The sequence below is a fragment of the Nonomuraea sp. NPDC050790 genome (assembly GCF_044456745.1).
Classification (GTDB): Bacteria; Actinomycetota; Actinomycetes; order Streptosporangiales; family Streptosporangiaceae; genus Nonomuraea.
Genome location: NZ_JBITGF010000008.1, coordinates 279,331 through 297,000 on the forward strand (window position 1 = coordinate 279,331; position 17,670 = coordinate 297,000).

Here is a 17,670-nt window from a genome sequence, read left to right on the forward strand (position 1 = left end):
CTGACCCCGGGCGCGCTCCGGTGAGGGGCGCGCCCGGACGGCTCAGGTCATCGAGGAGTAGGCCACCACACCGCGGCGCATGGCGTCCATCGCCTTGCCCGCGGTCGCCTTGACCTTGCTGCCCTTCGGCGCCGCGCCGCCGAGCTGGCTCAGCAGGTCCATGAGCTGCTTGATCCACCGGACGAAGTCGCCCGCGGCCAGCTCGCCGCCGTTGACGCCGTCCATCAGCACGGCGTCCAGGCTGTGACCCTTGGTCCAGCGGAAGGCCGCCCACGCGAAGCCCAGGTCGGGCTCGCGGATCGTCTGCAGGGCGTGATCGTTCTCGATCGCCTCCAGCTCGCCCCACAGCCGCACCATCTTGGTCAGCGCGTCCTGCGCGCGCCCCGCCGGGATCTTGGGACGGCGGGCGTCGTCGGCCTGGCGCGACTCGAAGACCAGCGCCGACACGCAGGCCGCCAGCTCGGCGGGGTCGAGCTCCTCCCACAGCCCCTGGCGCAGGCACTCGGCCGTCAGCAGGTCCAGCTCGGTGTAGAGCCGGCCCAGGCGGCGCCCCTCGTCGGTGACGGCCTCGTCCTCCAGGTAGCCGAGCTGCTCCAGCACCGCGCAGATGCGGTCGAAGGTGCGCGAGATGACGTGCGAACGCCCCTCGACCCGGCGCCGCAGCCCCTCGGTCTCACGCAGCAGCTTGTAGTAGCGCTCGGCCCAGCGCGCGTGGTCCTCACGCTCGTCGCAGCCGTGGCACGGATGCTGGCGGATACGGCGCCGCAGCTCGTTGATCTCCTCGTCCTCCACCGCGTGGTCGCGGGCGCGCTGCGGCTTGCCCAGATCCCGGTCGCCGATCTTGGCCAGCAGCGTGGAGACGAGGTTGGCGCGCTCCTTGGGCGCGCGCGGGTTGAAGTTCTTGGGGATGCGCAGCTTCTCGATCGGCTCGACCGGCACCGGGAAGTCGGCCGGGTCGAGCTTCTTGACCTGCTTGCCGATGGTCAGCACCAGCGGGCTCGGGCCGTGGCCGCGCGGGTTGCGTCCCGGGTCGAGCACGATCGCCAGGCCCGCCCTGCGCCCGCCGGGCACCCGGATGACGTCGCCGGGCTGCAGCGCCTCCAGCGACTTGACCGCCGCCGCCCGCCGCGCGGCGCCGCGTTCCTTCGACAGCTCCGCCTCACGGTCCGACAGCCTGCGGCGCAGCGCCGCGTACTCGGGGAAGTCGCCGAGGTGGCAGGTCATGGCCTCCTTGTAGCCGTCGAGCGCCTCCTCCTGCTTGCGGAGCTGCCTGGCCAGCCCGACCACGGCCCGGTCGGCCTGGAACTGGGCGAAGGAGGCCTCCAGCAGCGTCTTGGTGCGCTCCCTGCCGAACTGGCCGACGAGGTTGACGGCCATGTTGTAGGAGGGCTGGAAGCTGGAGCGCAGCGGGTACGTGCGGGTGCCCGCAAGCCCCGCCACCGCCAGCGGGTCCATGCCCGGCTGCCACAGCACGACGGCGTGGCCCTCGACGTCGATGCCGCGCCGCCCGGCCCGGCCGGTGAGCTGCGTGTACTCGCCGGGCGTGAGGTCGGCGTGGGTCTCGCCGTTCCACTTGTCGAGCTTCTCGATGACCACGCTGCGGGCCGGCATGTTGATACCCAGCGCCAGCGTCTCGGTGGCGAAGACCGCCTTGACCAGGCCGCGCGTGAACAGCTCCTCGACGACTTCCTTGAAGGCCGGCAGCATGCCCGCGTGGTGGGCGGCCAGGCCGCGCTCCAGGCAGTCGCGCCACTCCAGGTAGCCCAGGACGGCGAGGTCCTCGTCGGGCAGGTGGGCGGTGCGCTCGTCGACGATCTGGCGGATCTCGTGCTGCTCGCGGTCGGTGGTCAGCCTGATGCCCGCGTACAGGCACTGCATGACCGCGGCGTCGCAGCCGGCCCGGGAGAAGATGAAGGAGATCGAGGGCAGCAGGCCCTCGCTGTCGAGCTTCTCGATGACCTGCGCGCGGTCCGGGGGCCGCGAGCGCTGGGGACGGCCGTAGCCGCGCCGGCCCTTGCCCTGGGTGAGGCGCTCGGCGTCGCGCGTGACCCGCATGAGCGTGGGGTTGATGCGCGGGGTGAGGTCGTCGGTGATGAACAGGTCGTAGATCCTGTTGCCGATCATCATGTGCTGCCACAGCGGCACCGGGCGGTGCTCGTCCACGATCACCGTGGTGTCGCCGCGGACCTCGCCCATCCACTCGCCGAACTCCTCGGCGTTGGAGACCGTCGCCGACAGCGCCACCAGCCTGACCGACTCGGGCAGGTGGATGATGACCTCTTCCCACACCGCGCCGCGGAAGCGGTCGGCCAGGTAGTGCACCTCGTCCATGACGACGAAGCCGAGCCCGGCCAGCGTGGCCGAGCCGGCGTAGAGCATGTTGCGCAGGACCTCGGTGGTCATGACCACGATCGGGGCCTCGCCGTTGACGCTGTTGTCGCCGGTGAGCAGGCCGACCTTGGCGGTGCCGTACCTCTTGACCAGGTCGTTGTACTTCTGGTTGGACAGCGCCTTGATCGGGGTGGTGTAGAAGCACTTCATGCCCGTTTCCAGGGCGAGGTGGACGGCGAACTCGCCGACGACCGTCTTTCCCGAACCGGTGGGGGCGGCCACCAGGACCCCGTCGCCGGCCTCCAGCGCCCGGCAGGCGTCGAGCTGGAACTCGTCGAGCTCGAAGTCGTACAGTCCACGGAACGATCTGAGGGCCGTGCCGTCGTCCCCGAATTTCTCGCGGAAGGCCGCGTAGCGCTCCGCTGGCGTCGTCATACCGATCAGCCTACCGAAACCGCCTTTCCGGTCAGGCCAGGTAGTCGCCCAGTTCCTGTTCGAGCAGGGCGAAGCCGCGTTCTGCCGCCTCGACGGCCGCCGGGTAGGCCTGCTCTGCGCTCTGGCCCAGGTGGACGCGGGTGGTGTTCTGGACCTGGAGGGTGCGCCACAGCGCGTACACGAGCCCGGCGGCGAAGGGCGCCCGCGTCGGGGCCGCGCGCCTGCGCCAGCGCGGCCTCGGCGCGCACGTCCTGGGCGATCGTGACCGAACTCGACCCCGCCCACGGCCTCGAACGCCTGCCGTGGCGCGTCACCGCCACGGCGCTGGCGCCGGCCGCGTTCCTGCCCGCCGCCGCCGCTGCGCCCGGCGGAAGTGGACTCTCCCACGGGGTGAGAGCCCATGCTGGTCCGCATGATGCTCCACGACATCTCCACGTACGGCACCGCCCACTGCGAGACCAGCACCCTGGGCGTGCTCCTGCGCCACCAAGGCGTCGCACTGTCCGAACCCATGCTCTTCGGCCTGGGCTCCGGGCTCGGCTTCGTCTACTGGCAGGGCTTCGTCGGCGGCCGGGTCAAGCCCATGGACCTGACCAGGACCCTGGCCGACCGGCTCGGCCTCGACCTCGTGGTGCGCGAGAGCGCCTCGGCCCGCAAGGGCTGGCAGAACGTCCAGGCGGCGCTGGAGTCAGGGCTGCCGGTGGGCCTGCAGCTCGACAGCTACCACCTGGAGTACTTCACCGCCAAGGTGCGCTTCGGCGGCCACGTGGTGGCCATGTACGGCTACGACGACGAGCGGGCGTACCTGGTGGACACCGAGCAGCAGGGCGGGGCGGTGACGACCAGCCTGGAGAGCCTGGCGGCGGCGCGGGCCGAGCGGGGGCCGATGACCGCCCGCCACCTGTCCTTCACCCTCACCGGGCGGCCCGGCGACCTCGGTGCGGCGATCGGCCCCGCCGTACGGGCCAACGCGGCCGCCTTCCTGGCCGCGCCCATCGCCAACCTCGGCCACCGCGGGATCGCCAAGACGGCCGATCTGGTGGCGGAGCTGCCTGCGGAGACCGGGATGCTGATGGAACGCGCGGGAACCGGGGGCGCGCTGTTCCGCAACCTGTACCGGGACTTCCTGGCCGAGTGCCTGACGATCGCCGACGACCCGGCGCTGCGTCGGGCGCACGCGCTGTACGCCGGGATCGCGCCGCTGTGGAGCGAGGTGGCGTCCCTGCTGACCGCGGGGAGTACGGAGGAGGCGGCGAAGATCCTGCGGGAGCTGTCGGGCCTGGAGCGCACGGCCATGGAGACCCTCGCCGCCGTGGAGATCTGACCCCCGGCGCCGCCTCCGTGACGCGGCTGCCACTTTCACTGGGCGACCATCGCGAGCGCCCGCCTTTACAAAGTAGATCAGGTGAGGATTCGCAGGGAGCCGGGCTCCACGCTGCAGGTCACCGGGGCTGGGCCGACGCGCTCGCCGTCGGCGTAGGCGACCACGTCCGGGGCCTCCAGGGTGACCGCGCGCACCCGGTGGATCGAGACCGCCGGATGCCGTACGTGCGTCCCTCGGTACACGCTGGGGAAGACCCGCAGGAACTCCGCCTTCGACACCGCCTCCAGCACCATCACGTCCAGCAGCCCGTCGTCGGGCCGGGCGTCGGGGCAGACGCGCATGCCCGCGCCGTAGGAGCTGGTGTTGGCCACCGACACCAGCATCGCCTCCCGCTCGATCACCTCGCCGCCGTCCAGCGTCACCCGGAACGGGATCGGCCGGAACCGGCGCAGCTCCTCCACCAGCGCCACCAGGTACTTCGCCATGCCCGGCGGCCAGCTCAGCCGGTTGGCCCGCTCATTGACCCGCGAGTCGAACCCACAACACACCACCCCGGCAAACCACTCCCCCACCCCCGTCCCGACGCCCCCGACTTCCGCGGCTCCCCCGTCCGTTGGGATCTCCCCGCCTCCTCCAGGTGAGCCCGCACTGGCGGGGCCCGCCGCGAAGCCCGCGCCGCCGCCACCCCCGCCCATCGCGACTTCCGTGGTTGTCGGGGTTCCCCCTGCGGAGCCCGGGGCGGCGGGGGTGATCCAGGCGGCGTCGGCCTGGCGGGGGTGCATGCGCAGCACCACGTCCGCCGTCGCCAGTACGTCCCCGCGGGGCAGGCCGAAGGCGGTGGCGATGTCGTTGCCGGTGCCCGCCGGGATGATGCCCAGCGGCACGCCGGTCCCCGCCACCGCCTGGACCGCCAGGTGGACCAGGCCGTCCCCGCCGAAGGCGACCAGGGCGTCGGGGCGTTCGGCGGCGGCCGTACAGGCTCGGGCGAGGGCGTCGGCGGCGTCATCGCCGACGATCACCGACACGTCGGCGCCACCGTCGCGCAGGCGGCGCACTACCGGCTCCAGCAGGCGCACGGTACGGCCGCCACGCGCGGTGGGGTTCACGAGGAGGGCGAGTTGCACGGACACGTCCGGAACCTACCGGGGATCGCCCGGCCGTGCCAGATCACCCCGGGGATCGCCCGGCCGTGCCAGATCTCCCCGAGGTTAAGGCTGCCGGCCAGATCACCCCGGGGTTGAGGCTGCCGGGCCCACGGCCTGCGCGCGGCCATGGGAAAGTCTCCGGGGCAAGTTCAACGACAGGGTGGGAGTCATGACACACGACCTCCCCCCGTTCCCCATGCCCCGCGACACCGGCTGCCCCCTCGACCCGCCGCCGGGGCTGACGCTGCACGGCCCGGTCGCCCGCGTACGCCTCTGGGACGGCGGCACCGCCTGGATGGTCACCCGCCACGCCGACGCCCGCGCGCTGCTGGCCGACCCGCGGGTGAGCGTCGACGTCGCCGAGCCCGGCTTCCCGCACACCAACGCCGTCAGCAAGGCCCGCGACGCCAGGATGAAGACGCTCATGCAGATGGACGCCCCCGAGCACCTCGCCCACCGGCGCCTGCTGGCCGCCGACTTCACCGTCAGGAGGATGGAGGCGCTGCGGCCGAGGATCCAGGCGATCGTGGACGACCTGCTCGACGCTCTGCTGGCCGGGCCGAAGCCCGCCGACCTGGTCGAGGAGTTCGCGCTGCCGGTCCCCTCGCTGGTGATCTGCGAGCTGCTGGGCGTGCCGTACGGCGAGCGCGGCTTCTTCCAGCGGGTGGCCGCGGAGCTCGTCATGGACGAGGGCGACCCCGCCCGCGCCCTCGCGGCCAGCGAGGAGCTCCACGCCTACCTGGAGCGGCTGGTGGAGCGCAGAAGGGCCGAGCCGGGCGACGACGTGCTCAGCCGGCTGGCCTCGGACGGCGTGCTGAGCCGCGAGGAGATCGCGACGACGGGCCAGTTGCTCCTGGTGGCGGGCCACGACACGACCGCGAACATGATCGCCCTGGGCGCCGCCGCACTGCTGGCGAACCCCGCGCAACTGGCGGCGGTCCGCGACGGCTCCGCTCCCCCGGCCGTCGTGGTCGAGGAACTGCTGCGCTACCTGTCGGTCACCCACACCGAGGCCCGCCGTGTGGCCCGCGAGGACCTCGTGGTCGGCGAGCGGCTCATCCGCGAGGGCGAGGGGATCATCGTGGTCAAGAGCACGGCCAACCGGGACCCGTCGGTCTTCACCGCGCCGGACGACCTCGACGTGCGCAGGGACGGCCGCCACCACCTCGCGTTCGGCTTCGGCCCGCACCAGTGCCTGGGACAGGGGCTGGCCCGCGTGGAGTTGCAGGTGGTCTTCGGCACGCTGCTGCGCCGCGTGCCCACGCTGGCGCTCGCCGTACCGCTGGAACGGCTGGAGTTCAAGGAGCAGGCGGTCTTCTACGGCGTGCGGGCGCTACCGGTCACCTGGTGAGGCTCAGCGCGGGTCGGGGCCGGTCTCCAGGTCGGAGTCCGCGCTGATGTCGGCGGGCGTGGTGTCCAGCGGCGAGACCTGGTCGTCGTCGAGGCCCGAGTAGTCCTCGGTCGCGGGCAGGCGCCGCTCGCGCACGAACATCACGAACTCGGCCACCGCGAACAGGACCAGCATCGGCACGGTCAGGGCGAGCATGGTGAAGATGTCGCCGCCCGGCGTGATGATCGCGCTGAAGACGAACAGCAGGAAGACGATCAGACGGCGGTGCTTGGCCAGCGCCGCCCGGGGCAGCACCCCGATGATGTTCAGGAAGACCATGAGCAGCGGCACCTCGAACGAGACGCCGAACACCAGCAGCATGATCACCCAGTAGCTGAGGTACTCGTCCATCTCGATGAACGGCAGCGCGCTCTCGGGCATGAACCCCAGGAGGAACCCGAGCCCGGTGTCCATCACCAGGTAGGCGAAGGCGGCGCCCACGAAGAACAGCGGGACGGCGATCGCCAGGAAGGTGACGGTGTACTTCTTCTCGTTGCGGTAGAGGGCCGGCGTCACGAACCGCCAGACCTGGAACAACCACACCGGCGAGGCGGCCACCACACCGGCCAGCGCCGCGACCTTCAGGTTGACGAAGAACGACTCGAAGACGCCGCGCACGGCGAACGTGCACTCGGGCCGCACCTGCTTGGAGACCTCCAGCGAGCAGTACGGCTCGGCCATGAACTTCCAGATCGGGTCGAAGAAGATCAACCCGACGACGGTCGCAACGGCGAGGGCGAGGACGGAGATGACGACACGGTTGCGCAGCTCACGGAGGTGGTCCATGAGCGGCATGCGACCCTCGGAGTCCTTGGGTGCCTCCGAGCCCTCGGAGCTCGTCCGTTTGAGCAGCGCCATGTGCGGTCCTCGTGGTGTGGTGGGGGTCAGGCCTGCTTGTCGGCTTGGGCGTTGGCGCGCAACCGGGCGGCCTCCTCCTCGAGGCGGCGGGCCTGCTCCTCCGGCGTCAGCGGCGGCACGACCGGCGGGATCTGCTGCGGCGCGGCGGGGGCGGGCGGCTGCTGCACGGTCTGCCCCTGCACCACCGTGGTCTTGGACTCGTCGTCGTCGTCCTTGCGCAGGTCGCTGGTCTCCGCCTTGAAGATGCGCAGGGACCGGCCCACACCGCGGGCGAGGTCAGGGAGCTTCTTGCCACCGAACAGCAGGAGAAGCACCACGATGATGACGATCCACTCAGGTCCGAAGGACATGGAGAACTTCCTTTAATGCGAGCGAGAGGCTTTCTCAGCCACGATCGTACGCTGCTCGCGGCCCAGACTCATCCCTCCACGGCCTTGTTCATCCCGATTTGACCCCGCAGGCGCTCCTCGGCGGGCGAAATCCGGGCCTCGGCCTGCGCGAGTTCCCTGCTCAGCCCACGTGCCGCGGACAGGACCCGCACCCCCGCGGCCACCAGTACGGCGATGCCCGCGACCCCGAGCCCGATCGCCACGAAGATCCACGTCATGACCGGTGAGCGTACAGGGCCAGGGCACGCTCGGCCTCCTCGCGCACCCGCTCGGCCATCGACTCCGGCGCCACCACGCGGCCGGTGTCGCCCAGCCGCAGCGCCAGCTTCAGCACCCAGTCCTCGTCACGGGCGCGCAGCGCGATGCGCAGCCTGCCCTCGCCCAGCTCGGTCACCCCCTCGACCGGGTAGTACTCGGCCACCCACCGCCCGGCCGCGCTCACCTCGAGCTCGACCAGCTCGTCGGTCGGCGAGGGACGGAAGACGCCCTGGGTGACGTCGATCGGCTCGGCGTCGGCGGGCGGGTCGGCGGGCACGTCCAGCACCTCGACGCCCACGACGCGGTCGAGCCTGAACAGCCGCATCGCCTCGGCGCGGTAGCACCAGCCCTCCATGTAGGTGCGGCCGTCCACGATCATGATCCGGGTCGGGTCGACCTCGCGCGGGGTCACCTCGTCGCGGCCCGGCACGTAGTAGCGCAGCGACAGGCGACGCTTCCTGGTCAGCGCGTCGCGCACCCGGGGCAGCGCGTCGGGGGCCGCGTCGACGTCCACGGCCACCTGGCTGCTGACGGCGGCGGCGCCCTCGCCCGCGGCCCGCTCCAGCTTGGCCACCACGCGCGGCAGCGCGTCGCCGGGCACCTCGGCGAACTCCGGCATCGCGCTCAGCATCCGCAGCGCCACCAGCAGCGCGCTGGCCTCGTCGATGCCCAGCCGCAGCGGCCTGGCGATGGTGTCGGCGTTGTCGATGACGATCTCGCCGCCGTCCCACGAGACGTCGATGAGGTCGCCGGGGGTGTGGCCGGGCAGGCCGCACATCCACACGAGCTGCAGGTCGTCGATGAGCTGCTTCTCGCTGAGCCCGAACACCTCGGCCACCTCGCCGACCTGCGCACCCGGGTGCGACATCAGGTACGGCACGAGCGCCAGCAACCTCGGCAGCCGATCCGCGCTTCCGCTCACGCCCTCGCCCCCTTCACCACGGCCCTGCTCATGCCAGCGCCCCCTTCAGCCGCCTGATGACCGCCTCGCGCGCGTCGGGCGGGTCCACGAGCTCCACGTCGGAGCCCAGGCTGGCGATCCAGCCCGCCAGCCGGTCCGGGTCGGAGAAGCCCAGCTCCACCTCGTCCCATCCGTCCTCGCCTGCGCGGGTGTCCGTGGCGAGCTGGCGCAGGCCCTCGCCCGCGCCCCGCCGTACGCGAAGGGTGGCCACGCGCTCCTCCACCGGCTCCTCGGGAAAGCCGATCATCTCGCGCACGTCGACGCCGGGCGGCACCTCGACCGCGCCCGGCCGGCCGACGGCGGCGACCTGACCGATGATGCGGCTGAGGCGGAAGGCGCGCGGCGCGTCGCGGTCGCGGTCGAAGCCGGCCAGGTACCAGCGGCCCCGGCGGCTGACCACGCCCCACGGCTCGACGGTGCGGGTGCGCACGTTCTCGCTGCCGGCGCTGCGGTAGTCGAAGCGGACCACGCGCCGGTCGCGCACGGCGTCCCAGAGCGCGGGGAAGGCCGGGTCGCGGGTGTCGACGCGCAGCTCCAGCGCCCCGCCGCCGGCCGCGTCGGTGGCCACGCCGCCCGCGCGCAGCTTCAAAAGCGCCCCCGAGGCCGCCTCGGCGAGGCTGGCGCGCTGCCACACCTGCGCGGCCAGGCCGAGCACCGCGGCCTCGTCGGCCTCCAGGGTGATCTCGGGCAGCTCGTAGGACTGGCGCTCGATGCGGTAGCCGGGCTCGTCCTCCCACGGGTCGCGCACGACGTCGATGGGGATGCCGATCTCGCGCAGCTCGTTCTTGTCGCGCTCGAACATGCGCTGGAACGCCTCGTCGCCGTCGCGGTCGTAGCCGGGCACGGCCTGGCGGATCTGCTCGGCCGACAGCGGCCGGCGCGTGGCGAGCAGGCAGATCACAAGATTGAGCAACCGCTCGGTCTTACGGCGCGACATCTGCCCTCACTCCTCCTGTGTTCGACGCTACCCTGCCCTGGTGATCAGATGGCGCATGGGCGAGGTGACGCGGATCCGGCGCGAGTGGCCTGGGGCGGTGGAGCTCGACGTCGCCGTTCCCGAGGGTGAGTGCCGGGCGCTGGCCTACCCTCCCCTGGTGGGCCGCCCGGAACCCGGCGACGAGGTGCTGCTCAACACGACGGCACTCGCGATGGGTCTCGGTACGGGAGGTTACGCCATGGTGGTGGCCGTCCCGAACAGATTGCCGGAAGATCCCGCGGGTCCCGGTCACCTGGTGAAGGCGCGCTACACGCCGCTGCAGGCCACGGTGCTGGGCGCGGACGAGCAGGACTCCCCCTACCACGAGCTTCTGCGCGAGGCCGACTCGCTGGACGGCATGCCGGTCGTGGTGGCCGACCTGCACTCGGCGCTGGCGCCGATCCTGTGCGGCCTGTACGCCGCGCGCCCCGGCGTGCGGGTGGCGTACGTGATGCTGGACGGCGGCGCCCTGCCCGCCTGGTTCTCCATGTCCTGCGCCAAGCTGCGCGAGATCGGCTGGCTGGCCGGGGTCGTCACGGTGGGCCAGGCCTTCGGCGGCGACGTCGAGGCGGTCACCACGCACACCGGGCTGCTGGCGGCCAGGCACGTGCTGGAGGCGGAGGTGGCGATCGTGACGCAGGGGCCCGGCAACCTCGGCACCGGCACGCGGTGGGGCTTCTCGGGCGTGTCGGCGGGCGAGGCGGTCAACGCGGCGGCGGTCCTGCGCGGGCGGCCGGTGGCGGCGCTGCGGGTCAGCGAGGGCGACAAGCGCGAGCGCCACGTCGGGGTCTCCCATCACTCGCTGACGGCCTACGGGCGGGTGGCGCTGGCTCCGGCTCAGGTGCCGGTGCCCGAGCTGCCGGGGGCGTTCGGGGAGCGGGTCAGGGACCAGGCCGAGATGCTGGCCGTACGGCACGAGCTGGTGGCGGTGCAGGTGGAGGGCCTGCGCGAGGCGCTGGCCGCGGCGCCGGTGAAGCTGTCGACGATGGGGCGCGGGCTGGAGGAGGATCTGGCCTATTTCCTCACCTCCGCGGCGGCCGGGCGGCATGTCGCCACCCTTCTGGGGTAGGCGCGGGTTCAGACCTGAGGCGTAGGCGGTTCCGACCTGAGTGTGATGACGCCACGCCCCCGGCGCGAGAGCGTAGAGGCATGACACGCACACGCATCGGGGCGGGCGTCGTGCTGGCCGCGGCGGCCATGCTGCTGGCGGCCTGTGGGAGTGGACCGGCCCGGGGATCAGGCACCACCGCCACGCCGTCGCCGCCGCCGTCGGCGACGGACACGCGGGGAGGGCACGGGCTCCACGGCTCGGCCACCCCGGCGCCGGCCGCCCCGCTGCGTGCGGGCGAGCGTTTCGTGACCGCGACCATGCCCAAGCCGTACTCGCCGCGACCGGCCGCGGGCGGCACCGACGTCTACCGCTGCTTCCTGGTCGACCCCGGCCTGACCGAGGGCGACACGTTCCTGACCGGCACCCAGTTCGCCGCCCAGAACACCGACGTGGTCCACCACGCGATCCTGTTCTCGGTGGCGCCGGAGGCGATCGCGGGGGCGAAGCGGGCCGACGCCGAGGACGAGGGTGAGGGCTGGACCTGCTTCGGCGACGCGGGCGTGCGCGAGGCCGCGTGGATCGGCCACTGGGCGCCCGGCACCGACGAGGTGCTGCTGGATCCGAAGCTCGGCTATCCGATGGCCAAGGGCGGCGCGCTCATCATGCAGGTGCACTACAGCACGCTGGCGCTGGACGGGCAGCCGGCCGGCAGCGACCAGTCGAGCGTACGGCTGCGCGTGGCCTCGGGCGAGCGCACGCCGCTGGTGACGACGTTGTTCCCGGCGCCGATCGAGCTGCCGTGCACGAAGCGGGAGAAGGGCCCGTTGTGTGACCGCGAGGCGGCGATCAAGGACGTGGGCGAGCGCTTCGGCCGCGACTCGGCCGCGGAGGTGGGGGCGCTGCTGCAGCAGTGCGCGAAGGGCAGGCTCAGGCCGGGCGCCACGCAGCACTGCGACCTGACCTCGCCCTCGGCCTTCACCCTGCACGCCCTGGCCGGGCACATGCACCTGCTGGGCCGCTCGATCAAGGTGGAGCTCAACCCCGGCGAGGCCGGCGCCCGCACGCTCCTGGACGTGCCGGAGTACAACTTCGACAACCAGGCGCTGCAGCCCCTGCCCGAGCCGGTGGCGGTCAAGAAGGGCGACACGATCCGGGTGACGTGCACGCACGACGCCTCGCTGCGGGCCAGGCTGCCGCTGCTGCAGAAGCTCCCGCCGCGCTACGTGGTCTGGGGCGAGGGCACCCAGGACGAGATGTGCCTGGGCATCGGGGTCGCCTCGTAGAAGTCCTTGAAGGTGAACGCCTCGGGGCCGGGTCCCTCGGTCCTGAGGCGCCGCAGCCGCTCGAAGCCCTCCGCGGCCGTCGGCAGCACCCCTTCGGGCACCCACCACATCACCGCGTACGGCTCCACGAGGTGCTCGAACCACTCCCGGCGCCGCCGCAGGTAGTCCAGGTGGGCGGAGCGGTAGACGAAGTTCCACAGCGCCTCGCGCGACTCCCACACCGACAGCGTGGTGGCCAGGTAGTCGTCGTGGTCGTAGCTCAGCAGTTCCCTGGGGTCGTCCTCGTTGGCCTGCATGCGCCAGACGAAGCCGGGCGCGGCGTCGGCGAGGGCGTTGATGGGTTCGAGTCCGTCAATGAAGTCGGCGATGCGGGGGTCGTCGGCGGGAGCGAGGAGGCGGGCGACGTTCATCTGGGCCAGGTGCATGGACCTCACCTCACCATGCCCCGCACTTCTATGTCAATCTTCATTTGTTTTAGAAGGTTCGGCGACGGCGACGCAGCACTCCCCCGGCCGGGGGTCGAGCGTGGCCCGGCCCGGATCGCCGCCCATGCCCGCCAGCAGCCCCTGGCACAGCGCCAGGTTCATCGCGCACACCAGCACCGGCTGCTCCTCCGACAGCGTGTGGAAGGGGCAGTTGCGCATGCGCAGGACGCCGCCCTCCGCATAGGGCTCGTAGCCCCGCTCGCGCAGCACCCCGGCCAGCGGCTCGCCCCCGCGGCCCCTGCCCAGGCGCTCGCCCGCCGTGCGCGCCGCCGCCTCGGCCCGGTCCTCGACGCCCAGCGTGCCGACCACCCCGGCCAGCAGCCCGGCCAGCGCGCCGTAGTCGCGCGGCGGCAGGCTCACCGACCGCTCGGCCTTGGCCCGCCGGTACACCTTGGCGGGGCGCCCGCTGCCCGGCCCCTTCTTCTCGGGCGCGCGAAAGCCCGACTCCAGCAGGCCGGCCTCGACCAGCTTGTCGAGGTGGTGGGCGGCCAGCGTGCGGGAGACTCCGGCGGCCTGCGCCGCCTCTCCCCTGCCGACCTCGCCGCCCGTGGCCGCGACGTGGTCGTACAGGGCCCGCCGTACCGGGTCCTGCAGGTGGGACAGCGCGTCGAGGTCTTCGTTCACGCCCGCGAGTCTAGGTCCCCCGCGCTCACCGGTAGGCGGCCAGCACGTCCACGACGAAGACCAGGGTGTCGGAGGGGCGGATGCCCAAGGCGGGCAGGCCCGCCCTGCCGTACGCGCTGTGGGGCGGGGCCAGGACCAGCACGCGGCTGCCGACCGGCACACCCATCAGCGCGCGCTCCCACGCCTGGATGACGCCGCCGTCGCCGATCGTGAACGCGCGCGGCCGGCCGCTGTCCCAGGTGGAGTCGAACACGCGCCGCCGCCCCCACACCGCGCCCGCGTACTGCGTGACCACGAGCTGCCCGCGCTCGACCCTCGGCCCGTCACCTCTGACCAGGACCTTCGCGGAGTAGCGCGCGGGCGGCGGGGCGGCCGGCAGCGACAGCTCCGGCCGCCTTCCGCCGCCGACCCTGACCCCCGCGTACGCGCCCGCGCGGCCCTTGACCGACTCGCCCTCGGCGTGCGCGCCCAGGACGTCCATCACGTAGAGGAGCCGGTCGGCGGGGCCGACGCCCTGCGGCGGGTTGGCGCCGAAGCCCTCGGCGGGCGGGATCGCGGCGATCACCCGGCTGCCCACGGCACGCCCGGCCAGTGCCTTGTCCAGCCCGGGGACGAGCCGCCCGACGGGAAAGGCGGCGGGGGCGCCGCGGGCGAAGCTGGAGTCGACCCTGCGGTTCTCCGCGCCGTCCCACACGTGCGCGGTGTAGTGCACGATCGCCACGTCGCCGACGCCCAGCTTGGCGCCCTTGCCCGCGCTGAGCTGGTCGATCCGCAGGCCGTCCGGGGGCCGGCCCGAGGGGAAGGCGACCGACGGCTCGGCGCCGAACGCGCCGCCGACCTTCAGGCCGGGGTCCCGTTCGGCGGGGGCGGTGCACGCGGTCAGGACGAGCGCCGGGACCAGGAGCAGGATCGGCCGCATCGACGTCCTTCCGCACCAACGCCAGTGGCCCGGGCGGTGCCCGGGCCACGAGATGCTACCGCGTTGTCAGACCAGGTGTCAGTAAGCGGCCAGGACGTCCACGACGAACACCAGCGTGCTGTTGGCGGGGATGCCGTTCTGCTCCTGGGCGCCGTAGCCCAGGTCCGGCGGGATGCTCATCACGACGCGGCTGCCGACCGGCACGCCGACCAGGCCCTTCTGCCAGCCCTGGATGACGCCGCTCAGCGGGAAGTTGGCCGGCTGGCCCCGCTCCCAACTGGAGTCGAACTGCTTGTCGGTGCCCCAGATCTTGCCGGTGTAGTGCACGTCGAGGGTCTGGTTGGCCGCGACGGGCTTGCCGGTGCCCTTGATCACGGTCTTGACGACCAGTTCCTTGGACGGCTTGTCGCCGGTCTTGGTGGTCAGCGTGGGCGCCTTCTCGCCGCCCGGGTTGACGACCTTGACGCCCTTGATGGACTCCTTGGTCTCTTCGCCGGTCGCGGACTTGAGCGGCACGGGCGCGCCGCCGACCACGTCGAGGACGAACACCTTCGTCGGCTGGGCCTGCTGCTGTTGCTGCTGCGGGGCGGCGTCGGCGGCCATGACCGCCAGCAGCCTGCCACCGTGCTTGACCTTGACGAAGCCGTCCTGGAGGACCTTGGGAAGCTGCTGGTCGATCGCGATGGTCTCCGGCTGCTTGGAGTCGTAGGACGAGCCCTGGAAGGCGTTGGACTTGCCGTCCCAGTCGTAGACGGTCAGGTTGACGATCAGCTTGTCGCCGCTCTTGATCGCGGGACCGGTGCCCGCGTTGATCACCTCGAAGGAGGACTTGGCCGCGGGGGTGCCCGAGGGGAAGGTCACCGTCGGCTTGGCGTTGAGGTTGCCGGCGACCTTCACCCCCGACGCCGCGGCGGCCGATGGAGAGCTCGTGGGCTCGGCGGTTCCGCACGCGGCGGCGGTGAAGATCAAAGGCACGGCGGCCAGTACGGCCAGGCGGCGGCGCATGGACTTCCCTCGGGACAGACGTCTAGGTTCGCGTCACCCTATCCGAGTCCGATGTAGGCCCGGGGTAAACGACCCACTACATTCCGGCGATAAGCTTGTCCACCCTCTCGTCCACACTGCGGAACGGATCCTTGCACAGCACCGTCCGCTGCGCCTGGTCGTTGAGCTTCAGGTGCACCCAGTCGACGGTGAAGTCGCGGCGCTTCTCCTGTGCCTTGCGGATGAACTCGCCCCGCAGCCGCGCCCTGGTCGTCTGCGGCGGCACCGACTTGGCCTCGAAGATCTTCAGGTCGGAGGCCACCCGCTCCACCGCGCCGCGCTTCTGCAGCAGGTAGAACAGGCCGCGCTTGCGGTGCACGTCGTGGTAGGCCAGGTCGAGCTGCGCCACGCGCGGCGAGGACAGCGGCAGGTCGTACTTCTTGCGGTAGCGCTCGATCAGCTGGTACTTGGTCACCCAGTCGATCTCGCGCGAGACCAGGTCGAGGTTGCCGGTCTCCACCGCGCGCAGGGTGCGCTCCCACAGCTCCAGCACCCGGCGGGAGATCGGGTCGCCGCCGCGGCGGTCGACGAAGTCCTTGGCCTTCGACAGGTACTCCTGCTGGATCTCCAGGCTGGAGGCCTCGCGCCCGTTGGCCAGCCGTACGCGGCGGCGGCCGGTCATGTCGTGGGAGACCTCGCGGATGGCCCTGATCGGGTTCTCCAGCGACAGGTCGCGCATCACCGTGCCCGCCTCGATCATGCGCAGCACCAGGTCGGTGGCGCCGACCTTGAGCAGCATCGTGGACTCGCTCATGTTGGAGTCGCCCACGATGACGTGCAGGCGGCGGAAGCGCTCGGCGTCGGCGTGGGGCTCGTCCCGGGTATTGATGATCGGCCGCGACCGGGTGGTGGCGCTGGAGACGCCCTCCCAGATGTGCTCGGCGCGCTGGGAGACGCAGTAGACGGCGCCCCGCGGCGTCTGCAGCACCTTGCCGGCGCCGCAGATGATCTGCCGGGTGACCAGGAACGGGATGAGCACGTCGGCCAGGCGGCCGAACTCGCCGTGCCGGCCGACCAGGTAGTTCTCGTGGCAGCCGTAGGAGTTTCCGGCGGAGTCGGTGTTGTTCTTGAAGAGGTAGATGTCGCCGGCGATGCCCTCCTCGCGCAGGCGTTTCTCGGCGTCGACGAGAAGCCCTTCGAGGATGCGCTCGCCCGCCTTGTCGTGCGTCACGAGTTCGACGACGTTGTCACACTCGGGGGTGGCGTATTCGGGGTGGCTGCCCACGTCGAGGTAGAGGCGGGCGCCGTTGCGGAGGAAGACGTTGCTCGATCGGCCCCAGGACACGACTCGGCGGAAGAGGTAGCGCGCGACCTCGTCGGGGGACAGCCTGCGCTGGCCCCTGAACGTGCAGGTCACGCCGTACTCGTTCTCGAGTCCGAAGATGCGACGATCCATCACCTCACACTATGCCCACGGATCGGCAAGCGGGAGGGATCTTGGCTGGCGTTTTTGCGCCGCCCGCGCCGCATGTGCCGACATATCACTTTTTGTTGCTATCACTGGGATTCGGTCAGGCCCAGCATGCGCCCCTTCCCGGCCAGGATGTGCTCCTCCATCAGGCGGCCGGCCGTGGCCGCGTCACCGGCGGCGATGCGTTCGACGATCTCCCGGTGCTGGGCGTTGGAGGTCTGCCGGGCCGCGTCCGGCTCAAGGCCGTGCCGCCGGAACAGGTGGAGTTCTTTCGAAATATCGTCATAAAGCTCGACCAAGCGGGGATTGCCAGACAATGCCACCAGGCGCCGGTGCAGGTCCACGTTGAGCGGATAGTAGTGATCCATGTCCGCGCAGCCCCGGAGCCGCTCGACCGCCTCCAGCAGCCCGGCCACGTCGTCGCGTGACGCCCGTTCGGCTGCCAGCCGCCCGGCCAGGCCGAACAGGCTCGCCCTGATGTCGTAGAGCTGGGCCGCCTGCTCGACCGAGATCTCCCTGACGAACATGCCGCGGTTGGCGCGGAACTCGGCCAGCCTGCTGCGTTCGAGCTGGCGGCAGGCCTCGCGGACCGGCCCCCTGCTGACGCCCAGCCGCATGGCCAGCGCCGACTCGTTGATCCGGTCACCGCCCTTGAGCGTGCCGTTGATGATCATGTTCTCGAGCTCTTCGACGATCAGCTGAGGAAGTGAGGTGGCCTGCCGCTCGGCCACCCTGCGCCGGAGCGCGTCGGTGTAGTCGCCCACCGGATCTTCCTTACCCGAGCAT

General features: G+C 71.9%; 18 protein-coding genes. 4 read left to right on the top strand and 14 right to left on the bottom strand.

Annotation, left to right across the window (positions count from 1 at the left end):
* Positions 1 to 42: 42 nt before the first annotated feature.
* Together ACIBEJ_RS37520 and ACIBEJ_RS37525 are read right to left on the bottom strand one after the other, a co-directional pair.
* The gene (locus ACIBEJ_RS37520; protein ID WP_397187685.1) at positions 43 to 2,766 is read right to left on the bottom strand and encodes a DEAD/DEAH box helicase; all 2,724 of its coding nucleotides are present in this window, start codon (positions 2,764 to 2,766) and stop codon (positions 43 to 45) included.
* Positions 2,767 to 2,797: 31 nt separating this feature from the next.
* Positions 2,798 to 2,947, bottom strand: a complete 150-nt coding sequence (locus ACIBEJ_RS37525) for a hypothetical protein (protein WP_397187686.1) — start codon at positions 2,945 to 2,947, stop codon at positions 2,798 to 2,800.
* A 219-nt stretch (positions 2,948 to 3,166) separates the two neighbouring features.
* Here ACIBEJ_RS37525 and ACIBEJ_RS37530 point away from each other — a divergent pair, with 219 nt between their 5' ends.
* On the top strand, positions 3,167 to 4,090 hold the full coding sequence (locus ACIBEJ_RS37530; protein WP_397187687.1) for a BtrH N-terminal domain-containing protein: 924 nt from the start codon (positions 3,167 to 3,169) through the stop codon (positions 4,088 to 4,090).
* Positions 4,091 to 4,167: 77 nt separating this feature from the next.
* Here ACIBEJ_RS37530 and ACIBEJ_RS37535 read toward each other — a convergent pair whose 3' ends face one another.
* Complete coding sequence (locus ACIBEJ_RS37535; RefSeq protein ID WP_397187688.1) at positions 4,168 to 5,220, bottom strand: diacylglycerol kinase family protein; 1,053 nt, start codon at positions 5,218 to 5,220, stop codon at positions 4,168 to 4,170.
* A gap of 184 nt (positions 5,221 to 5,404) precedes the next feature.
* Between ACIBEJ_RS37535 and ACIBEJ_RS37540 the strand changes: the two genes are divergently transcribed.
* Entirely contained in the window at positions 5,405 to 6,586 is a 1,182-nt protein-coding gene (locus ACIBEJ_RS37540; RefSeq protein ID WP_397187689.1) for a cytochrome P450, read from the top strand.
* 3 nt (positions 6,587 to 6,589) lie between these two features.
* On the opposite strand, the gene tatC is transcribed toward ACIBEJ_RS37540, so the two are convergent.
* From tatC to ACIBEJ_RS37565, 5 genes are all read right to left on the bottom strand, one after another.
* Positions 6,590 to 7,483 (bottom strand): twin-arginine translocase subunit TatC, encoded by an 894-nt coding sequence (gene tatC / locus ACIBEJ_RS37545; protein ID WP_397187690.1) that lies wholly within the window; start codon positions 7,481 to 7,483, stop codon positions 6,590 to 6,592.
* Positions 7,484 to 7,509: 26 nt separating this feature from the next.
* A complete protein-coding gene (gene tatA, locus ACIBEJ_RS37550) occupies positions 7,510 to 7,833 on the bottom strand; it encodes a Sec-independent protein translocase subunit TatA (RefSeq protein WP_397187691.1) in 324 nt (107 codons plus the stop codon).
* Positions 7,834 to 7,901: 68 nt separating this feature from the next.
* Positions 7,902 to 8,090, bottom strand: a complete 189-nt coding sequence (locus ACIBEJ_RS37555; RefSeq protein WP_397187692.1) for a hypothetical protein — start codon at positions 8,088 to 8,090, stop codon at positions 7,902 to 7,904.
* Positions 8,087 to 9,052 (bottom strand): helix-turn-helix transcriptional regulator, encoded by a 966-nt coding sequence (locus ACIBEJ_RS37560; RefSeq protein ID WP_397187693.1) that lies wholly within the window; start codon positions 9,050 to 9,052, stop codon positions 8,087 to 8,089. The genes ACIBEJ_RS37555 and ACIBEJ_RS37560 overlap by 4 nt, the downstream gene beginning before the upstream one ends.
* Positions 9,053 to 9,080: 28 nt before the next feature.
* Positions 9,081 to 10,028 (bottom strand): helix-turn-helix transcriptional regulator, encoded by a 948-nt coding sequence (locus tag ACIBEJ_RS37565; RefSeq protein WP_397187694.1) that lies wholly within the window; start codon positions 10,026 to 10,028, stop codon positions 9,081 to 9,083.
* Positions 10,029 to 10,068: 40 nt separating this feature from the next.
* Between ACIBEJ_RS37565 and ACIBEJ_RS37570 the strand changes: the two genes are divergently transcribed.
* Together ACIBEJ_RS37570 and ACIBEJ_RS37575 are read left to right on the top strand one after the other, a co-directional pair.
* A complete protein-coding gene (locus ACIBEJ_RS37570) occupies positions 10,069 to 11,136 on the top strand; it encodes a DUF3866 family protein (protein ID WP_397187695.1) in 1,068 nt (355 codons plus the stop codon).
* 80 nt (positions 11,137 to 11,216) lie between these two features.
* On the top strand, positions 11,217 to 12,401 hold the full coding sequence (locus tag ACIBEJ_RS37575) for a monooxygenase (protein ID WP_397187696.1): 1,185 nt from the start codon (positions 11,217 to 11,219) through the stop codon (positions 12,399 to 12,401).
* On the opposite strand, the gene ACIBEJ_RS37580 is transcribed toward ACIBEJ_RS37575, so the two are convergent.
* The 6 genes from ACIBEJ_RS37580 to ACIBEJ_RS37605 all read right to left on the bottom strand — a co-directional run bounded on the left by ACIBEJ_RS37580 (position 12,338) and on the right by ACIBEJ_RS37605 (position 17,648).
* Positions 12,338 to 12,826, bottom strand: coding sequence for a DUF3291 domain-containing protein (locus ACIBEJ_RS37580; RefSeq protein WP_397187697.1), 489 nt, complete (start codon positions 12,824 to 12,826; stop codon positions 12,338 to 12,340). The two genes, ACIBEJ_RS37575 and ACIBEJ_RS37580, sit on opposite strands and share 64 nt — an antisense overlap.
* 33 nt (positions 12,827 to 12,859) lie before the next feature.
* Positions 12,860 to 13,510, bottom strand: coding sequence for a helix-turn-helix transcriptional regulator (locus tag ACIBEJ_RS37585; RefSeq protein WP_397187698.1), 651 nt, complete (start codon positions 13,508 to 13,510; stop codon positions 12,860 to 12,862).
* Positions 13,511 to 13,535: 25 nt separating this feature from the next.
* On the bottom strand, positions 13,536 to 14,429 hold the full coding sequence (locus ACIBEJ_RS37590) for an FKBP-type peptidyl-prolyl cis-trans isomerase (protein ID WP_397187699.1): 894 nt from the start codon (positions 14,427 to 14,429) through the stop codon (positions 13,536 to 13,538).
* 78 nt (positions 14,430 to 14,507) lie between these two features.
* Positions 14,508 to 15,434, bottom strand: coding sequence for an FKBP-type peptidyl-prolyl cis-trans isomerase (locus ACIBEJ_RS37595; protein ID WP_397187700.1), 927 nt, complete (start codon positions 15,432 to 15,434; stop codon positions 14,508 to 14,510).
* A gap of 76 nt (positions 15,435 to 15,510) precedes the next feature.
* Positions 15,511 to 16,869 carry a Pup--protein ligase gene (pafA, locus tag ACIBEJ_RS37600; RefSeq protein ID WP_397187701.1) on the bottom strand — a complete coding sequence of 453 codons (1,359 nt, stop codon included), beginning with the start codon at positions 16,867 to 16,869 and terminating at the stop codon, positions 15,511 to 15,513.
* Between the two features lie 101 nt (positions 16,870 to 16,970).
* On the bottom strand, positions 16,971 to 17,648 hold the full coding sequence (locus ACIBEJ_RS37605) for an FCD domain-containing protein (protein WP_397187702.1): 678 nt from the start codon (positions 17,646 to 17,648) through the stop codon (positions 16,971 to 16,973).
* Positions 17,649 to 17,670: the final 22 nt, after the last annotated feature.